We start from the raw sequence: 17078 nt of genomic DNA, 5'->3' as shown, positions 1-17078 counted from the left end.
TCCTTAATTTATACAATCCGATAAAAACTGTAAGGCCATCGGTATTTTGTCTGCGAAATTTTCCATCGCATGGTTGCCATTTGCTTCGGTAATCAGCATGGACTGATGTGAAGCATTGCTATAATAGCGCTGTGCTTCACGATAATCCAAAACTTCGTCCCCTTGTTGTAATAACACTAAAATTTTGTCCGCATCTTGCACAAATGGCACCGCCATCTGCTCAAGCTGATCCAGATGGGTATGATCCAGCGTCCATTCAGCATTCACCACATAGGGAATCTGATCACTGCCAAATAAGTCACGAAATAGTTGCCATGGTCGCATAGCAGGATTAATTAAAACAGCCGGCACGCCATACTTTGCGACCAGCTGTGTCGCATAAAAGCCGCCTAGACTGCTCCCCACCAGCACGACCTGGTCAAGATTCTCAATCATGGCAGCTAGATGCGCCATTGTCTGCTCGGGCGGCATGTTGAGATCCGGCAGATGCACCTGAACATTGCCCTGCTGCTGACAGTAGTCTTTAATTTGCTGGCCTTTTATGGATAAAGCACTGCTTTGAAATCCATGTAAATAAATGATGTTCATAGTTTTTTATTGCATCATTGCCAAATTTAAACTAGATTTATTTTATACCTGAGTTTTAGCTACCCATCTGTTTTTATCTAGATATAACCGAAATTGTCAGACAAAAAAATTAATACTGAAGCTCAATCATCGTTATTGTAAAAGCTGTTCCAGATGAACGATATAAAATGAAAAGCTAAGAGTTTATACCGTGATCCCAAGAAAAAATAAAGAGTATGGGAAACATGGTCACAGAAAGGACAGGATCAAATGCCGAGTTTAACCCCATTACATGAAACCTATTGTAGATGGGACCGTACACCGCCCAGTCAAGCTGATGTATTGGAAGGTCTCGCACAATTGGTGACGACTCGTCTAAACGACGTCATGCAGGAGCTGATCCAGGCGATTCAACGTGAAATTTTAATTAGCCTGTTTGGCATGAGTGAACAACGCTCGAAAAAATTGCAAAAAATTCCTTATATCGAAAAACTGTATCAGTTGTCCTACGATACCCTGCTTAATTACGGATCGTATCTTTTGGCACCAGGTTTACGTCAAATTATTGAAAAATATCCAAAATTACATGACAAGCCGCTAACACCAACGCTGCATTTTCTGGTCGGGGTACTCAACGGGGTGCTGGGTGATTATTTATTAAAATATCAGAACCCGATGGCACTGCCGATGGTGCTGTATGACCACTATGGTGGACTGCAAAAAGGGGATTTATCCGGTCGCGTGGTCATTTTTGTACATGGCTTGTGCATGAACCATCTGGACTGGAGCAACACGCAATATGGCGGTATAGGCGAAAAATTGTTGGCGCAACGTGACAATAACACCATGCTGTACCTGAACTACAATAGCGGACGTCGTATCTCGGCCAATGGCCGTAGTCTTTCCCATACCCTAGAAGATTTGATTCGTCGCAATCCGCGCATTACCAGCATTGATTTAATTGGCCACAGCATGGGCGGCCTGGTCTTACGCAGTGCCCTGTTTTACGGCAAACAGAACATGTATCAATGGATACATCTGACCGAGAACCTGGTCTGCCTGGGTTCTCCGCATCATGGTGCAGTCTTGGAACGTTTCGGGTTTATCCTGCAAGACAAACTCGGGCATTTTCCCTTTGTGAAAATCATCCAACATATTGTCAATATCCGCAGCAATGGCATTCTGGATTTGCGCTATGGCAGTGTTCGCGATGATGACTGGGAACATAATCATGCCCGGATTGGCGGCATGGATGACAACCGTAAACCGGCTCCCCTGCCGAAACATATTAATACTTACCTGGTTGCCGGCACCATTGAATATGAAAACAAAAAGAATCGAACCTTAAAGGTGCTGGGGGACTATCTGGTCAGTGTAGACAGTGCTTTGGGTGAACATCCAAATCCGCGCTTTCAACTGAAAGTACCAGAATCCCATAAAGCGATCTTTTATGGCTTAAGTCATTTTGAAATTAACTATCATTCCAGTGTGGCGGAACAGATTGTGAAATGGTTCTATCCGCCGCAAAATGAACAGGTCAAAGAAGAAGTGCATGAATACCGCATGCAGCTGGAAGATTTATCAGGTATTGCATTGACTTAAGTAAAAAAATAAAAAAGCCAACGTTCGGTTTAATGCCAGTCAGTTAAGAAATTGACTGGTATTTTCTTTTTTAAATTCATGACTGTATTTGATATGTGGGAAAGTCATCCACAACTGTTTGAGGCCGGACTACATTAAAAAATGATTGTTTCTGCGATAAATTTACGAGTTGATAGTGGCTGACGAGTTTTGCGGATGACAAATGCCTTTGGTTACTTTGGGCGAAACCAAAGTAACCAATGAGCTGCAAGGGTTTGATTTAAAATGGTAAGACTCCGCCATGAATCACTAAAAAGTTAAGGAGTTTATTTCTAAACTCCTTAACTGATCAGCATTACAACATTCGGTTGGCTTTTTTATATACCTCTTTATTTTTTCTTGGCTGTTTTATTGGTCATCCCTGGATAGTGACGCAATAGTTGCCACAGGCTGATCAAGGCAAGTACGGCAAAGAAGGCCAATGACCATACCGGAAGCGATAGTCCAAACAGAGTCCAGTCAACCTTGGCACATTCACCCGAACCTTTCAGCACCTGTTCAAATACCGACTTTAACGGCAAAGTATCCAACCAATAATCTAAACCTGGACCACAGCTCGGCACCTGATCGGGTGGCAAATTTTGCAGCCAGACATGACGTGCAGCCACCCCTGCGGACCAGAGGATACTAAGCGTACCCAACAAAGCATAAAAACGCTTAAACACATTTGAAATGGGGTTATGCAGGAAAGCGATCAGGGAAATGATCCCCAGCCCAATTAGCCCTATACGCTGAAAAACGCAGAGTGGACAAGGCTCAAGCCCTTGTCCATGCTCTAAATACAACGCAAATGCCATCCCCGCGACACTAGCTAAAAATAAAAAACCACTCACGAAGCGATAACTCCATTGCATGGCAAATCCTCTTAATTTTTATCGATAATCGGCAAGATATTGCTCAAAACTGATGCTCGTATCTTGTTCCAGTTGCTGTTGCTGTTGCAATGACTGCCCCGCCAAACCATCAAAATAAGCCAGCGTATCCGGGCTTAAAGGGTGCTGTTCATAAGTTGCTGCATGTTGCAGCGCCATCATACTACCAAAACCCCATGTCCCACCATATTCTAAAGTATCGGCTATAACCTGGGCAGACAGGGTTTCATCTACTTCATCAATACGATTGAGCATGACCACCAGGGCTGCTGAATACATTTGGGTGTCATAAGTCGCATCCAGTAAATCAGCCCAAGGCTGCATTTTGATGACCTGCGCACGTGCCCAATCCTCAATCGGATGTTTCCCAGCCGCATCCAGAATAGCGGCATTCGGTGCACGGCCACGATTGACCACTTCGGCCTGATTACGCTCAATCTGTTCCTGTTCCGGATCGAGCAAATCGGGGCTCTCTTGTAGCAGGCAATGCAGTGCCAAGACTTCCAGAAATGCTGCCGTGTTTTCATCAATTCCGATCGGACTGTATGGATTGACATCGACTGCACGCAGTTCCACATAACCGACTCCGCGATTTTGCAGTGCCTGGGATGGTGTTTCTCCTGCTTGAGGCACCTGCTTCGGACGGATTAAGCTGTAGTATTCATTTTCAATTTGCAACACATGATCATTAATTTGAATCGGTTCACCGTGTTCATCATTGAGCCCCAAACGGCTAAAAGGTGCATAAGGCGTTTTCACGGCTTTTTGCAAACCCTCCAGATAACCCGACAGGTTGTTGTAGTGAATACCCAATTGCTTCTGGGCAGAATTCTGATAGCCAAAATTGCCCATCCGCAGTGCTGTTGCATAAGGCAAGAACAGGGTACCTTTTAACAAAGGCAACAGATGATGGTCACGTCCGGTCATAAAGCACTGGCAGACCGAAGGGCTAGCCCCCAACAGGAACATCACCAAGGGCGTTAGACGAATGAAATTACGGATCAAGCCAAAGTAACGGTGACTGCGATAATCCTGCAAATTGAGACTTTTTAGATCTTCATTGCTTTCATGCTGTTGCAGTGCTTCAAACAGTTGATCTGGAAAAGATAAATTATAATGCACCCCGGAAATGGTTTGCATACGGCGACCATAACGCACCCCTAAACCACGGCGATATAAAGTCTTGAATCGTCCAATATTAGAACTACCATATTGGGCTAAACGAATGCTTTTTTCGTCATCATCCAGCATGCAGGGCATCGACAAGGGCCAGAGTTTTTCCCCATTTTCCAGATGACGGTGTGTAACGGCATGAATATCGGCCAGATAATCGAGTGCTTTTTCAATACTGTCTTGTGGAGGAGTAATAAATTCCATCAAGGCTTCGGAATAGTCAGTGGTGATATGCGGATGTGTTAATGCAGAACCAAGTGCCTGAGGATGTGTTGCCTGGGATAAAAAGCCATTGCTTTGCATACGCAGGCTTTCACGTTCAATACCGCGCAACATGCCCTTAAACAGCGAAGAATCCACCCAAGTTGGTACCATAACTTGAGAGGTCGATTCGGGTTGACTCATTAACAATCTCGCTTATCGGAAGATAACTACTAAATAAAACTACTAAAATAAAATCATCAGTTTATATCAGTATAACGTGATTTTTGGCTGCTACATTACACCCTGTATAGTTTTCAATCAAAATGTCAATTTTATTTCTGGCAAATTTTTATCACAAAGATACTGTATAAGACATCTGAATTTTGTGTTTGTATTGAATAATAAGTGCTAAGGATTTGTAAATATTATGAATTATCCAGATGTTTTGGACTTTTGGTTTAATCCGGAAACCCAGCCGCTGTGGTTTGCAAAAAGTGATGATTTTGATGCACTGATCAAGCAAAAGTTTTATGACATTCACCAAAAGGCGGCACAAGCCGAACTGTGGTCATGGCGTAAAACGGCTGAAGGCCGCCTGGCTGAAATTATTATTCTGGATCAATTCTCACGTAACCTGTTTCGGGATCAAGCTCAGGCCTTTGCCCAGGACCCCTTAGCCTTGGCTCTGGCGCAAGAAGCCATTAGCCTGGATTTGGATAAACAATTAAGTCCAGAACAACGTACGTTTTTATATATGCCCTTTATGCACAGTGAATCGAAACTGATCCACGAATTCGCGTTAAAATTATTTCAACGCTTAAATAATCCCCTGAATCTGGATTATGAAAAACAGCATAAAGCCATTATTGACCGTTTCGGGCGCTATCCGCACCGCAATGCCATCCTGGCACGTAGCTCAACTGCGGAAGAGCTCGAATTTTTAACCCAACCGAATAGTCGTTTCTAAACATTTATTGTGTCTCCTCCCCGCGCACAGTAAATCGTATGGAGGTTTAACATGAAGAACAGCATTATAGGTTTGAGTATGGTCGTGGCCATAGCGCTGTCAGGCTGTGCAACCACACCTTCAAAACCGCTGACTTTTGACCAACTGGGGCAATTCAGCAATACGCCCCTGAATGCACAAAGCTATCGCATCAGTTTTCAGGCCCGTCCTAACATGAATTTTGGGACTGCCGAAGAAATTACTCTGGTGAAAGCCGCCCAGACCACGGTACAAAATGGCTTCCGCTATTTTAAAGTACTGGATGATCCGAGTAACCGTAACCAGCCCCCACGTCAGGCCGTGGTCTACTCCACCCCGATGTACTATCCCTATGGTTATTACCGCCGCTATCCTGGCTTCTGGCCTGACCCGTTTTATGATATGCCGCGCGTGGTGACTATTGACCCGGTACAAGTTTCCTATACCATTGAATGTTATAAAGATCAGAAAAAAGCACCCGATGATGCCTTTGATGCCTATTTGATTTTAAAATATCTAGGACAAAAGTATGGCTTGGGTTCTAACGGCCAAATTCTAGCACCAGCAATGCCGAAAACAGCAAAATAACAACAGTTTAGTAACCGACAGGAATCCTGCATGACCACAGCGGAAGCAATCACCACACCAAGTTTGCAACGCAGTAAACGCTTTGCCACCATTGCCCTCATCAGTGCTATCGTGATCTGGTTAGTGCTGATGCTGGTTGCCAAGCTGATTCCTGAATATGCCTGGCTGGTTCATATTTTCATGCTTTCTGCCGAAGCGGGTGTGGTCGGCGGACTGGCCGACTGGTATGCCATTACCGTATTGTTCCGCAATCCTTTTGGGAAAATGCCAATTCCCAAGTTTCTGCTCGACCACACTGAAATCATTCCGCGCAATAAGGCCAGGATTGCCGAATCGATGGGACGTTTTGTACAGGAAAACTTTTTATCTCCACAAGTGGTGGAAAGAAGCCTGCAAAGTACCGATCTGAGTCTTGCGGTCGGACAATGGCTGGCAAAACCGGAAAATAATACTCAAGTCACTCAGGTCATTCAGCAAACCGTACCGAAGATTTTCGAATTTGTTGGTCAGGAACAGATTGGAAACTTTATTCAAAACAACAGTGTGCAATGGGTGCGTAACACCCAGGTTAACACCCTGGCCAGTGAAATGCTGCGCGCGGTACTAGAAAATGACTTCCATCAGGATGTATTGCAACGTGGACTCGATTTGGCACACGAATGGATGATTTCTCATCCAGAACAAGCCCATGAACTTACCCGTCGGCTGTTCAAAGAACTGGGCGTGTGGAAGCTGGCCAAAGGTGCCAGCTGGATTGGGATTGATGTGCAGCAACGCACCATTGATTCACTGATTGAACGAGTGGAATCCATGCTGGCCGATCCACAGCATCCCTGGCGGCAAAAAATTGAACAGATGGGTCAGCAGCTGATGCTGGAACTGGCAGACAGTGAAAGTGAGGCCAGCTATCGTCTAAACAGTATCAAAGATGCCCTGCTAGATAGTCCTCAGGTACTAAATTTTATCAGTGGTGCCGTAGTGATCCTCTGTGATGCGATTAAAGCAGACTTGCTCAAACCCGATTCAGGCATTGCACAAAATCTGCGAGTTGCGATTCAACAGGTCGGGGAAAATATCATTTCCAATCCGGCAGTACGTCAATTGCTGAATGAACGAATGAGTGGGCTTGCCGTCAATTTGAGTGATCAATACAGTGAAAAAGTGATCCGTTTTATTAGCGAACGCATTCATGAATGGGATTCTCGCGAAATGATCGACAAAATTGAAAATGAAGTCGGTGGCGATTTGCACATGATCCGGGTCAATGGGGTCGTAGTCGGTGCATTTATCGGTTTGGTGCTGGGGATGATCCGTGCCTTGGTGGATGTATTGCTTTAAAGACCTGTTCAAAATCAATAAAGCCTATTCATCAAAGCAACTGGTCTGGACTAAGAACTGATTCACTTCGGTGAATTGGGAGCATAAAGATCAACCCGTTTGTCTGTTAATTTACGCACCAAAGGCAACAGGGTTAGCACAATGGGAAAAGCAAAAGCCTAGAAAATCCTGCTTTTTTGAATCTTTTGCAGAATTTTCCTGCTTCAATTCTGCGTTAGTTGTCGGACAAGATTCATTCAATACAAATGCATTCACCTAAAGACCACGAAATTTGCTATATTTGCTGTTTTTCTGCGACATTTATTTTTCGACTGATTATGAATACGGCAATCCAAGCAGCTCTCGATCATGCAGTGCAATCTCTTCAAGCTGAAGGTGTACTTCCATCCGACTGGAATAACAGCGGTCATTTAACGCGAACCAAAGACCGAAGCTACGGTGACTTCGCTTCGAATATTGCCATGATTGGTTCTAAAGCTGCGGGTATGAAGCCTCGTGATCTTGCAGAAAAAATTCTTGCTGCATTGCCTGAAGTAGCAGACATCAGCAAAGCAGAAATTGCGGGTCCCGGCTTTATCAACTTCTTTTTAAATGCCGACCAGCGCTTTGCTGTTTTAGACCAGATTCAAGCACAAAAAGATCAATTTGGTCGTACTCAAGCCAATGGTGAAAAACGCGTTCAAGTCGAATTTGTTTCAGCAAACCCGACTTCAAGCCTGCACGTTGGTCATGGTCGGGGTGCAGCCTATGGCATGACCGTTGCCAATCTGCTGGAAGCAACCGGTGCCAAAGTTGACCGTGAATATTATGTCAATGATGCTGGCCGTCAAATGGACATTCTGGCGACCTCTACATACCTGCGTTATTTAGAGCTTACGGGTCAAACCTTAGTCTTCCCTAAAAATGCCTACCAAGGCGACTACGTTAAAGAAATCGCGCAAAGCATTATTGACCAAGACGGCACTGCTTATGTACGTCCGGTTGCAGACGTATATAAAGATGTACCTGAAGATATTCAATACGCTGAAGAACTGGATGCTGACGGCAACAAAGTGGTGTTATCGGGCGATAAAGAAAAACACATCGATGGCTTGATTCACAATTCTCAAGCATTGATTGGTGAAGGCTACCGCATCTTCCATCAAGCGGCGCTCAAAGCGATTCTTGATGACATTAAAGATGACTTGGGCGAATTTGGTGTAACCTTCAACCAATGGTTCAGTGAAGCATCTTTAACTGAAAAAATTGAAGAAGCACTACAAACACTGGATCAACGTGGCTATCTTTATGAACAAGATGGCAATATCTGGTTTAAATCGACCGAATTTGGCGATGAAAAAGACCGCGTAGTGAAACGCCGTAATGGTCAAACCACTTACTTTGCCTCTGACATTGCTTACCACCTGAATAAATTACAACGTGGCTATACCGATATCGTCGATATCTGGGGTTCAGACCACCACGGTTATATTGCGCGTGTTAAAGCAGCCATTGATGCCATGGGTTATGACTCGAAAAAATTGACCGTGCTTTTGGTTCAGTTCGTGAGCTTGTGGCGTGGTGGCGAGATGGTGCAAATGTCATCCCGTTCAGGTCAGTTCGTGACTTTACGTGACCTGCGCAAAGAAGTCGGCAACGATGCAGCGCGTTTCTACTATGTGATGCGTAAGTCTGAACAGCACATCGATTTCGACTTGGACCTTGCTGTTTCTCAAAGTAAAGACAATGCCGTGTATTACATTCAGTATGCACATGCCCGTATCTGCCGTATGCTAGAAAAAGCGGTTACAACAGGTGTGAACTTTGATGCTGCGAATGCACGTCAATTTGCGGCGAAACTTGCGCTGGATGCAGAAACAGAAATTCTGGCCAAACTTGCAGCCTACCCTGAGATCGTGATTCGCGCAGCCAACAGTTATGAACCGCATCAAGTAGGTAACTATCTGAAAGAATTGGCAGCATTATTCCACGGTTGGTATAATGAGCATAAAGTACTCAATAATGATGCTGAACTTACACAAGCCCGTTTATTACTTTCAGTAAACGTACAACAGGTTTTACGTAATGGTTTAGAATTATTAGGTGTATCTGCTCCTGAGGCGATGTAAGCACAACAAGGTTTTGCATCGCCGCAAGACCGAAAGCTATGCTTGAAGTGGCGATGTAATAATTAATTCCCTTGTGCAGCAATGTTGTTATTCGCAGCAAAAGTCATGTTTGTGATCATCTAAACTTAGTTAATGATTTATAGACAATAGGGTAAATAAGGTGTTATCTAAAAATAACACCTTATTTTAAATAGATTTAAATTAAAAATAATACACGAGGAATCCCACGTGTTTGGAAAAACGCAGCGCGGTGTCTCTGAGCGACCGAATAAGCCGAAAAAGCCATTGATTCCTGCATGGCTGGGAACGCTGGTGGTTATTTTAATTGTGTTGAGTTTTGCCGTAGCTTTGATGCTGTGGAAACCGTGGGCACCGGTTAAACCGAAAAATCAGATCAGTTCTGAACATTATCAGGAAGATACCAACAAGGACTATCGTTTCTACGATTTATTGCCACAACAGCAAGTGACACCCATTCCAGATCAGGCAGTTCCTGAAACTAAAAATTCAGAAACTGTAGTGATTGTTGAAGCTCCAGAAACAGAAACGGCTGCTCCGGCTGAAACAGCCGAGCCAGGTCTGGAAAGTTCTGAAGCACCTGTTGCCCACCAGCCAAGTTATATTTTGCAGGTGCGTAGCTATCCCGATCCAGATAGTGCCGATGCACGCCGTGCCGAAATTATCCTGAATGGTCTGTCTGCAGATGTAGTGAAATCGGTTGAAGGCGGTCAAACTTGGTATCGGGTAATTTCTGGGCCCTATGATTCTCAGGAAGCTGCGATGATTGCACAGCAAACCTTGCAACGCAGTGGTATTGATTCGATTGTGGTGAAACGCTAATTTTTAGACATTAAAAAGCGCCTTATTTGAGGCGCTTTTTTATTTTGACCGTCCTAAATCCTTTCCTTGATGAAACATCCCCCTTAACAAAGGGGGACTGAGGGGGATTGATATAATTCAAGAGGTAAAATAATCCCTCCCTTACGCACTCGAAATATATTTCGAGGATGCTCACCTTTAAAAAAGGGAGGCTAAAAGCATTTAAACCGTATGCCCCAAAGCCTCGCCCATTACTACAACAGAATTGGCCTTAAACATCGGGTCCCATTGCATTTTATCTTTTTCAAATAGCACCACAGCAGTTGAACCCAAATAGAAACGGCCCAGCTCTGCTCCTTTTTCCAGAAACAGGTTGTGTTGGTTCAATTCCAAATGCCCTGTCGGTTTCACCTTACCCGTTGCCACAGTTTCAATACCTGCAACAATCATCGCACCGACTAAAACCACCGCCATACGCCCCAGCTCAGTATCAAACAAACACACCATCCGTTCATTACGCGCAAACAGACCCGGAATATTTTCCGCAGTGGTTTGGTTGACCGAGAACAATTCCCCTGGAACATACAAGGTTTCAGTCAAAGTCCCGGCAAAAGGCATATGCACACGGTGATAATCTTTAGGTGATAAATACACTGTAGCAAAATGACCATTTTTAAACGGTTCGGCCAATTGCGGATCGGCAATCAGTTTTTCCACCGAAAAGCTTTGCCCTTTGGCCTGAAAAATATCGCCTTCTTCAATTTTACCCAATTGTGAAATGGCACCGTCGGCAGGCGACACAATACTATGCGGATCGGTATCGATTTGGCGTACCCCCTCTTTTAAAGAGCGGGTAAAAAATTCGTTAAATGATTTAAATTTCAATGCATTGCTTTTTTCAGCAATCGACATATCAATCCCATATTGGGCTTTAAAAGCCTGAATCACGGTATTTTTGATAATCGGATGTTCACTGGCAGCCAGTTTACCCACGACACGTGATAATTGGTGTTGTGGCACAACACGTTGTGCTTGAATAAAAATTTGTTTTTTTAAACGTGATGCGAAGCTCAAGATGGTAACTCTCCGGTAATAATCGGACTGTCGAGGCGGTTGCCCCATTCACTCCACGCACCATCATAAGCCTGTATCTTCCAACCGAGCAATCGGCCCAGAATATAGGCCAAACCCGAACGATGATGTGACTGACAATAGACCACCACAGGTTGTTTTAAATTGAAACCCAGTTGTTCCAAGCGCTGTTGAGTGCGTTGTAAAGGATGCAATTTTAAATGATTTTCACGATTTAGGGCAGTACTCCATTCAAAATGTCGGGCATTTGGAATGTGACCGCCGCGTCGCGCTGCAAGTCGAAGACCGGTATATTCATCTTCGGTGCGGCAATCCCACAATTGAATGCTATTGTTTTGTACTTTTTCTAACAGCTCTGCATATTCAATACGGTACTTTTCAATATTGGTCTGGTTAATGTCCACCAGAGGCACTACGGGAACTAATTTTTCCACTTCTGAAGAAGTCGGCAAACCGGCTGCCAGCCAGGCATGAATGCCACCATTCAACAAGCTGGTATTTTCAAAACCCAGACAATGCAGGTTCCAGATCATGCGCCCTGCCCAAGCCCCACCTTCATCATCATAAGCCACCACATGATGTTCAGGAGAAATATTCAGATATTCAATCAGGGCTTTTAAGCCCTCTACATCAGGCAACAAACCTGAAGCCTGCTCTTCTTGGCGTACCAGCTGCTTCGGTTGCACATGAATGGCATGCGGAATATGCAATTGATCATAAACAGAACGACGGCTTAAATCGACAATGCGTAATTTTTCATTGCCTAAAAACGGAACCAGCTCTTCTGCTTCTATCAGCAGAGCAAAATTAAATGCAGATACAGTCATACTTTTTTCGTGTTTTATTTAGATCAACATGGACGATCTTAGCATAAGTCATTTTCACTATTATGCTGATTTTTTGCATTCATTTAGCAAAAAATCAGCTATAGCCATCATGATTATTCTGTTGCGCTGAGATTAAATACCTGACGTAAATAGGCCAGGAAGGTATCGTTATCGGTCATGGTTTTTCCTGGACTGTCGGAAATTTTTGCTACCGATTGACCATTGCATTCCACCAGTTTTAACACAATATTGAGTGGGGTTTGTCCCAAGTCATTGGTTAAATTGGTGCCAATACCGAAGCTGACCTGAAAACGGTCTTTAAAGTATTGATGCAAGCCCCAGGCTTTTTCCAGATTCAGCCCATCACTAAAGGTCAGCATCTTGGTTTTGCTGTCAATTTTTAATTTCTTATAGTGCGCATAGGCTTTATCACCCCATGCATAGGGATCCCCACTGTCATGACGCAAACCGTCAAACAGTTTGGCAAAATACAGATCGAAGTCACGCAAGAACGCATCCATTCCTACCACATCGGTCAGGGCAATCCCTAAATCACCACGATATTCCTGCACCCAGGTTTCCAGTGCCGCTTTCTGAAAATCGCGTAAACGCACATCCAGAGCCTGAAAAGCCTGTAAAAACTCATGCGCCATGGTTCCGATCGGAGTAATTCCCAATTCTTTCGCAATCAACACATTGCTGGTGCCACGGAAAATATTCGGTGAGGCTTGGTTAAATACTTCAATCACATGCTTTTGCCATACAAAGCTATAACGACGACGCGTACCAAAGTCAGACACCAAGAAAGGTGGTTCATGAGGCTTCAGTTCTTTTTCATAATGCTTTAACAGTTCGACTTTGGCTTGCAAACGGCGTTCACCTTCTGCCAAAACTTCATCACTGCGAATACGCATGAAATACAGTTCATTGACAATGGCCAGAACAAAAATTTCAAACATCATGGCCTGAACCATCGGACCTTCAATCCAGATGTCCAGACGGCCTTGCTCATCAATGCTGGCTTTAATAAAACGACGTTTCAGCTGGAACAGTTCCAGATAATCGACGAAGTCACTTTTGATAAAACGCAAACTGCGCAGATAAAGCAGCTCATCTTCTTTAAACTTAAGCTGGCATAAATAGTCGAGTTGCTGATTCAAATCGCCCAGAATATCCGTCAGCGGATAAACGGTATCCTCTAAATTACGGCAACGAAAATGATAAACACTGTGCGTTTGAGGAAATTTATGCAATACCACCTGTAACATGGTGAATTTGTACAAGTCGGTATCAAGCAAAGATTGAATGATTGGGGCCATATCTAATGAAATTTCGCTGTGCTAACTGCATTAAAACACACTTTTTATCTTGATATTGCTAGTTTTGCGTACAGCTGGACCCGTCAAGGCAATAGAGTAAGGGCTAAACCTCACTCTTATTCAGCCGTAGAGTCATATTTCATTTCCTGTGAGCGGCCTTGTGGGTCATGACTCTCACATTTGTATCTTTATATCCAGTTTCGTTAAAGTCTGCTTGGGTTTATTCATGCAAAGATAGAGCAAATATCTTTAACCAAACATGATGATCCTGTTGAGATATTGTGTGTATTTTAAAGCTTAAATTTCTGCCTGTTTGCTACAATGCTGCGGATAAATTGAAGATTTAAATTGGTTAAGTTATGCGTGCATTATTGCAACGGGTTTTAGAAGCCAAAGTCGTGGTCGATGGTCAAATCACCGGTGAAATTGAAAAAGGCATTTTGGTTTTTCTGGGATTAGCTAAAGAAGACAATCTGGAAAAAGGCAAAAAGCTGATCGACAAAATCTTGAAATACCGTTTTTTTGATGATGAACAGGGCAAAATGGGCTGGAATGTGGCTCAGGCCGGTGGTGGAGTATTATTGGTTTCGCAATTTACCTTGATGGCACAAACGCAAAAAGGTTTACGTCCGGACTTTGGTCCAGCCATGCCACCGGGTGAGGCAAAAGCTTTATATGAAGCCTTGGTCGACTATGCAAAATCTCAATTTGAAAATGTGCAAACGGGTATTTTTGCCGCCGATATGAAAGTGCATCTGGTCAATGATGGCCCGGTGACGTTTAATCTGGAAGTTGAATAAGGCGACAATATTGCCATCACAAAAAAGCCCTCGATTGAGGGCTTTTATTATTTTAATCCTTTCCTATTGCAAAGCAGCGCTTTTCACCTTTTTAAAAGGACAAGAACGAAAAGCATAAAATCTTATTTACCAGTCTTTTCACGAATGAATGAACGTACCAGTTTCACTTTTTCTTGTACCGGTTTTGGTAATTTTGGTGGAATCAGTTTGGCAACTTTATTAAACCAGACCAAAAGGCCAAAATCGCCTTCCATTTTAATCGTGCCATTTTGCATACCAGTCATGAAAGCGCTTGGATCACCTTTCATTAAAGTCTTTACACCTTGTTCACTGTCTGCGAACTGCAAAATGAAGTCCGCTTTTTCTGCATCGCCTGCTACTGTGTCAATTTGCCCATTATTTACAATAATTTGACGTGCAAAGCCCAGATCAGTGCCAATTTGGATACGGAATTGACGTTCATGAACCAGTTCAATAAATTTTGGACTGGTACGCGCCAACTGTTTCATACGCAAAGCTAAGCCCGCAACTAACAAATCAAGCGGATCCGTGCTTACATCGACCAGTGGTAATTTTACGACAGGAATCGAAGATAGTTTCATGACATTTAAGCCTATTGTAATTGTTGGAAAATTGACGACTTATCCTACCATAAGTTGGGTTTTTTGAAGTAAGGCTTTGTATAACAATAATCAATAAAAAAAGATGTGCCGCAGCACATCTTTTTTTATTGATTATAAGTTTTTCAAATTAACGGCTTGAGTAGTGTTGCTGCTCATCATCATAGACTGGTGTATGTTCAATATAGCGACGTTTGGCTAAAGCGCGTTCTGCACGACGATCTTCGCGGATTAACAGCAGGGTTAAAATCCCCATGACTGACATTAACGCTGTCAGGTAGCTGTATCCTATCGGTAAATCAAACGCCAGTTGAGTACTAAAGCGAATGACTTCAATCAAGCCCCAAAACAGCATACCTGCAAACATAAAGCTTAACAAACGACGATAAGGCGAGAAGAAAACAGCTATCAAAGCAGCAGCAATCAAGCTTAAGCCTATGATGGTTGCTAAATTCGCTGTAACCATAAAAACCTCCGTCCTATAAAGGATGTTGACACTTTTTATATGGGTCTAATGGGTCTAAATCAAATCCCGATAACGTGAATAAATGCTGAAATATGTTTATATCAATTTCTATGCAAGCATTATGCGGAGTTTTTTGAAGAAAAAAAGTCTTGTATTTTCAACAAGCGACATACCTTGTCGCAATATTATTTTGTCATTACATTTTTTTATTTTTAACTTTTTCTGGAAATAAGATGGGCTCGGACTTGCCGTGTCATTACAAAAAAAAATAATGCATTAAAAGCATTAAAAAAATATTTTCTATCAATGGATAGATTGGTGTTTTGATCGGCAATTTAAGCCAACCGTTCATCGTAATTTCACTATTTTGACCACAAAAAAACGCGACATCAATGTCGCGTTTTGTCAATAACATCCACCGTTAGACTGAACCATTAGGCACGACTCAGGTCTTTATCATGTACACCTAGAAGATATAACACCCCATCCAGACCCACACTTGAAATCGCCTGATTGGCATTCTGGCGAACCAGAGGTTTGGCGCGGAAAGCCACCCCTAAACCGGCAATCGACAACATTGGCAAGTCATTGGCACCATCGCCCACGGCAATGGCCTGCTCCAGTGAAATATCCATTTTGTCTGCCAATTCACGTAGCAACAAGGCTTTGCGAGCGCCATCCACAATATGACCCTTGACTTCACCTGTGACCACGCCATCTTCTACATCCAGAATATTGGCATGGACTTCATCAATCCCCAATTTTTCTTGCAGATATTCGGCAAAATACTGGAAACCACCGGAAAGAATTGCAGTTCTATAGCCCAACGCTTTCAAGGTTGAAATCAGGCGCTCTGCCCCTTCAGTCACGGTCAGACGTTCAGCAATTTTGGGTAAAACAGAGGCATCCATACCTTTGAGCAAAGCGACACGGGCGCGGAAACTTTGCTGGAAGTCCAGTTCACCTTGCATGGCACGTTCAGTGATTTCAGCCACTTGTTCACCAACACCGGCTTCAATGGCCAACTCATCAATCACTTCCTGTTCAATCAGGGTCGAGTCCATATCGAAGCAGACCAGACGGCGATTACGACGGTAAGCATTATCTTCCTGAACCGCAACATCAACACTCAGTTCACTGGATAAACGCAAGCAGGCGGCACGCATGGCAGTGGCATCGAGCATTTGTCCTTTGAGGCCAAATTGTACGCAAGAGCGTTTTGGTCCTTCAACTGTGCCATTGCGCTCTGGGCGGCCCGACAAACGGGTCACGGTTTCAATATTAAAACCCTGGTTAGAGACGATCTGGGTCACGGCCTGCAAATGTGAGGCGGTCAATTCAGGTGCCAGTGCCGTCACGATATAACGGGTCTGCCCACCTTCACTCACCCATTGATCATATTCTGATGTAGAGATTGGTTTAAAGCGCACTGTTAAGCCAATATCATGTGCTAGAATCAGAATCTCCTTCATGGCTAATGCTGTAGCAGTTTGGTCATCTGACGAAACAACAATACCTAAAGTCAGTTGGTTGTGGATGACGGCTTGTCCAACGTCCAAAATTTGTAACGAATGTACGGACAATACCTGCATTAATCGTGTAAATTGATTAGGCTGGTCGGGTCCCAAAAATGATATAAGAATGATTTCTCGCATGAAT

At 43.6% G+C, this 17078-nt stretch carries 16 protein-coding genes; 7 read left to right on the top strand and 9 right to left on the bottom strand.

Going from position 1 to position 17078, the window contains the following annotated elements; translation table 11 throughout:
- Positions 1 to 3 precede the first annotated feature (3 nt).
- Positions 4 to 588: a YqiA/YcfP family alpha/beta fold hydrolase gene (locus tag ABJ384_RS00400; RefSeq protein WP_349928224.1), complete on the bottom strand. Its 585-nt coding sequence runs from the start codon at positions 586 to 588 to the stop codon at positions 4 to 6.
- 249 nt (positions 589 to 837) lie between these two features.
- On the opposite strand from ABJ384_RS00400, the gene ABJ384_RS00395 reads away from it, so the two are divergent.
- Positions 838 to 2169, top strand: coding sequence for a hypothetical protein (locus ABJ384_RS00395; RefSeq protein WP_349928223.1), 1332 nt, complete (start codon positions 838 to 840; stop codon positions 2167 to 2169).
- 368 nt (positions 2170 to 2537) lie between these two features.
- Here the strand turns inward: ABJ384_RS00395 and ABJ384_RS00390 are convergent, their stop codons facing one another.
- Positions 2538 to 3062: a disulfide bond formation protein B gene (locus ABJ384_RS00390; protein WP_349928221.1), complete on the bottom strand. Its 525-nt coding sequence runs from the start codon at positions 3060 to 3062 to the stop codon at positions 2538 to 2540.
- An 18-nt stretch (positions 3063 to 3080) separates the two neighbouring features.
- On the bottom strand, positions 3081 to 4658 hold the full coding sequence (gene gshA / locus ABJ384_RS00385) for a glutamate--cysteine ligase (RefSeq protein ID WP_180043165.1): 1578 nt from the start codon (positions 4656 to 4658) through the stop codon (positions 3081 to 3083).
- A gap of 226 nt (positions 4659 to 4884) precedes the next feature.
- On the opposite strand from gshA, the gene ABJ384_RS00380 reads away from it, so the two are divergent.
- The 5 genes from ABJ384_RS00380 (at position 4885) to ABJ384_RS00360 (ending at position 10316) form a co-directional block, all read left to right on the top strand.
- Positions 4885 to 5424 carry a DUF924 family protein gene (locus tag ABJ384_RS00380; RefSeq protein ID WP_180043164.1) on the top strand — a complete coding sequence of 180 codons (540 nt, stop codon included), beginning with the start codon at positions 4885 to 4887 and terminating at the stop codon, positions 5422 to 5424.
- A gap of 51 nt (positions 5425 to 5475) precedes the next feature.
- A complete protein-coding gene (locus ABJ384_RS00375) occupies positions 5476 to 6030 on the top strand; it encodes a hypothetical protein (protein ID WP_180043163.1) in 555 nt (184 codons plus the stop codon).
- A 30-nt stretch (positions 6031 to 6060) separates the two neighbouring features.
- On the top strand, positions 6061 to 7368 hold the full coding sequence (locus ABJ384_RS00370) for a DUF445 domain-containing protein (RefSeq protein ID WP_180043162.1): 1308 nt from the start codon (positions 6061 to 6063) through the stop codon (positions 7366 to 7368).
- 317 nt (positions 7369 to 7685) lie between these two features.
- A complete protein-coding gene (argS, locus tag ABJ384_RS00365; RefSeq protein WP_180043161.1) occupies positions 7686 to 9476 on the top strand; it encodes an arginine--tRNA ligase in 1791 nt (596 codons plus the stop codon).
- A 228-nt stretch (positions 9477 to 9704) separates the two neighbouring features.
- Entirely contained in the window at positions 9705 to 10316 is a 612-nt protein-coding gene (locus ABJ384_RS00360) for an SPOR domain-containing protein (protein ID WP_180043160.1), read from the top strand.
- Positions 10317 to 10517: 201 nt separating this feature from the next.
- Here the strand turns inward: ABJ384_RS00360 and asd are convergent, their stop codons facing one another.
- The 3 genes from asd to pncB all read right to left on the bottom strand — a co-directional run bounded on the left by asd (position 10518) and on the right by pncB (position 13533).
- Positions 10518 to 11369: an archaetidylserine decarboxylase gene (asd, locus tag ABJ384_RS00355; RefSeq protein ID WP_349928217.1), complete on the bottom strand. Its 852-nt coding sequence runs from the start codon at positions 11367 to 11369 to the stop codon at positions 10518 to 10520.
- Positions 11366 to 12214: a rhodanese-like domain-containing protein gene (locus ABJ384_RS00350; RefSeq protein ID WP_180043158.1), complete on the bottom strand. Its 849-nt coding sequence runs from the start codon at positions 12212 to 12214 to the stop codon at positions 11366 to 11368. The genes asd and ABJ384_RS00350 overlap by 4 nt, the downstream gene beginning before the upstream one ends.
- A 113-nt stretch (positions 12215 to 12327) precedes the next feature.
- Positions 12328 to 13533 (bottom strand): nicotinate phosphoribosyltransferase, encoded by a 1206-nt coding sequence (pncB, locus tag ABJ384_RS00345; protein WP_180043157.1) that lies wholly within the window; start codon positions 13531 to 13533, stop codon positions 12328 to 12330.
- A gap of 359 nt (positions 13534 to 13892) precedes the next feature.
- Here pncB and dtd point away from each other — a divergent pair, with 359 nt between their 5' ends.
- Positions 13893 to 14333, top strand: coding sequence for a D-aminoacyl-tRNA deacylase (gene dtd / locus ABJ384_RS00340; protein WP_349928215.1), 441 nt, complete (start codon positions 13893 to 13895; stop codon positions 14331 to 14333).
- Between the two features lie 122 nt (positions 14334 to 14455).
- Here the strand turns inward: dtd and ABJ384_RS00335 are convergent, their stop codons facing one another.
- The 3 genes from ABJ384_RS00335 to serB form a co-directional block, all read right to left on the bottom strand.
- On the bottom strand, positions 14456 to 14935 hold the full coding sequence (locus ABJ384_RS00335; protein ID WP_180043154.1) for an SCP2 sterol-binding domain-containing protein: 480 nt from the start codon (positions 14933 to 14935) through the stop codon (positions 14456 to 14458).
- Between the two features lie 148 nt (positions 14936 to 15083).
- Positions 15084 to 15419, bottom strand: coding sequence for a ciprofloxacin tolerance protein AciT (gene aciT / locus ABJ384_RS00330; protein ID WP_349928212.1), 336 nt, complete (start codon positions 15417 to 15419; stop codon positions 15084 to 15086).
- A 434-nt stretch (positions 15420 to 15853) separates the two neighbouring features.
- On the bottom strand, positions 15854 to 17074 hold the full coding sequence (gene serB / locus ABJ384_RS00325) for a phosphoserine phosphatase SerB (RefSeq protein ID WP_180043153.1): 1221 nt from the start codon (positions 17072 to 17074) through the stop codon (positions 15854 to 15856).
- Positions 17075 to 17078: the final 4 nt, after the last annotated feature.

Origin of the sequence: Acinetobacter sp. A1-4-2, from assembly GCF_040233925.1 — a bacterium.
Classification (GTDB): Bacteria; Pseudomonadota; Gammaproteobacteria; order Pseudomonadales; family Moraxellaceae; genus Acinetobacter.
This window is presented reverse-complemented; position numbering and strand designations above follow the sequence as displayed.

What these genes read in the sequence shown, in the direction of transcription:
- ABJ384_RS00400 (WP_349928224.1), bottom strand. Translation starts at nt 588, where the DNA reads ATGAACATCATTTATTTACATGGATTTCAAAGCAGTGCTTTATCCATA.
- ABJ384_RS00395 (WP_349928223.1), top strand. Translation starts at nt 838, where the DNA reads ATGCCGAGTTTAACCCCATTACATGAAACCTATTGTAGATGGGACCGT.
- ABJ384_RS00390 (WP_349928221.1), bottom strand. Translation starts at nt 3,062, where the DNA reads ATGCAATGGAGTTATCGCTTCGTGAGTGGTTTTTTATTTTTAGCTAGT.
- gshA (WP_180043165.1), bottom strand. Translation starts at nt 4,658, where the DNA reads ATGAGTCAACCCGAATCGACCTCTCAAGTTATGGTACCAACTTGGGTG.
- ABJ384_RS00380 (WP_180043164.1), top strand. Translation starts at nt 4,885, where the DNA reads ATGAATTATCCAGATGTTTTGGACTTTTGGTTTAATCCGGAAACCCAG.
- ABJ384_RS00375 (WP_180043163.1), top strand. Translation starts at nt 5,476, where the DNA reads ATGAAGAACAGCATTATAGGTTTGAGTATGGTCGTGGCCATAGCGCTG.
- ABJ384_RS00370 (WP_180043162.1), top strand. Translation starts at nt 6,061, where the DNA reads ATGACCACAGCGGAAGCAATCACCACACCAAGTTTGCAACGCAGTAAA.
- argS (WP_180043161.1), top strand. Translation starts at nt 7,686, where the DNA reads ATGAATACGGCAATCCAAGCAGCTCTCGATCATGCAGTGCAATCTCTT.
- ABJ384_RS00350 (WP_180043158.1), bottom strand. Translation starts at nt 12,214, where the DNA reads ATGACTGTATCTGCATTTAATTTTGCTCTGCTGATAGAAGCAGAAGAG.
- pncB (WP_180043157.1), bottom strand. Translation starts at nt 13,533, where the DNA reads ATGGCCCCAATCATTCAATCTTTGCTTGATACCGACTTGTACAAATTC.
- dtd (WP_349928215.1), top strand. Translation starts at nt 13,893, where the DNA reads ATGCGTGCATTATTGCAACGGGTTTTAGAAGCCAAAGTCGTGGTCGAT.
- ABJ384_RS00335 (WP_180043154.1), bottom strand. Translation starts at nt 14,935, where the DNA reads ATGAAACTATCTTCGATTCCTGTCGTAAAATTACCACTGGTCGATGTA.
- aciT (WP_349928212.1), bottom strand. Translation starts at nt 15,419, where the DNA reads ATGGTTACAGCGAATTTAGCAACCATCATAGGCTTAAGCTTGATTGCT.
- serB (WP_180043153.1), bottom strand. Translation starts at nt 17,074, where the DNA reads ATGCGAGAAATCATTCTTATATCATTTTTGGGACCCGACCAGCCTAAT.